The 1,007-nt window shown below is 61.0% G+C and carries 1 protein-coding gene; it reads right to left on the bottom strand.

The genetic code is table 11. The features are described 5' to 3' along the window. Positions 1 to 720: DUF1565 domain-containing protein (locus tag NX782_RS26245; protein WP_258848445.1), on the bottom strand; the 720-nt coding region annotated here is incomplete at its 3' end. Positions 721 to 1,007: the final 287 nt, after the last annotated feature.

A 1,007-nucleotide genomic window follows, 5' to 3' on the forward strand; every position in this document is an offset into this window, starting at 1 on the left:
GCCGTGGGTCCACTTGGTGCCCGAACCCGAGTTGGTACCGTCGACGTCGAAGCCGATGATGCTGACGTAGTTGCCGCGGTTGTCCCAGGCGTTGTTGTTCGAAGAGCTCGACGGCGGCACGATCTTGGCGCCCCACTTGGTGGTCGAGACCCAGTAGATGCGGCCGCTGGCGGTGCCGTTGGCGGTGGTCTTGATGCCGCCGGCGTAGGTGCCCGGTGCCACCCAGACGGTGGTGCTGGGCTTGGTGGCGGCTTTCGCTGCGCGGGCCAGGGTCTTGAACGGTGCTGCCTTGGTGCCGGCGGCGGTGTCCGAACCGGTCGGCGAGACATAGTAGTTATAGGTGGTGGCCGGGGTCGTGGTGACGGCGCTCACGGTCGGGGCCGATGCCGAGATCGATGCCAGCAGGCGCGGTGCGCCGTCTGCCGGGGCTTGCGCCTCGGTCGCACCGGTCGATGCCGGGGTGCTGTCGTAACCACTCATCTCGAAGTTGGCAGCAGCAGCTTCGCCCGCTTGGGCGCTGGCGGCGTCGGCAGCATTCGGCGTCGTGGCGGCAACATTTGCAGCGGACTGGTCGGCGCTGCTGGTGACGCTGGCAGCGGTTTGCGATTGCTGGGCGCTGTCGGTCATGCCGCCGCCGCAGGCGGTCAGGAGAACGGCGGCGCTGCAGCATAGCAGAGCGTTGAGTCGGAAGTCCGAGGCAAAGGTAGCGAGTTTTTTCATCTGGAAAAGTCCTTGCAGCAAAAAGTGAAGATAACCCTTTGACGCAAAGAAACTTCCTAAGTTCAATCTTTTTGAAAAAAAAATTTCTCGCAGTAATTAAATGCTCAGAGCTATTGCTGAGTAGAATCAAACACTTATAAACAGACAATTGTTAAATCGCCTCGTCGACCTGCTCTTTGAAGCTTGGCGGACGTAACAATGAAAAAGCCCGCACACCTTGCGATGTGCGGGCTGAACCCGGCCAGCCAGGGAGCCCGGCCGGGAGAGCAAAACTATCTGGCTACCGA

It is taken from the genome of Massilia norwichensis, from assembly GCF_024753245.1.
Taxonomy (GTDB): Bacteria; Pseudomonadota; Gammaproteobacteria; order Burkholderiales; family Burkholderiaceae_D; genus Telluria; species Telluria norwichensis.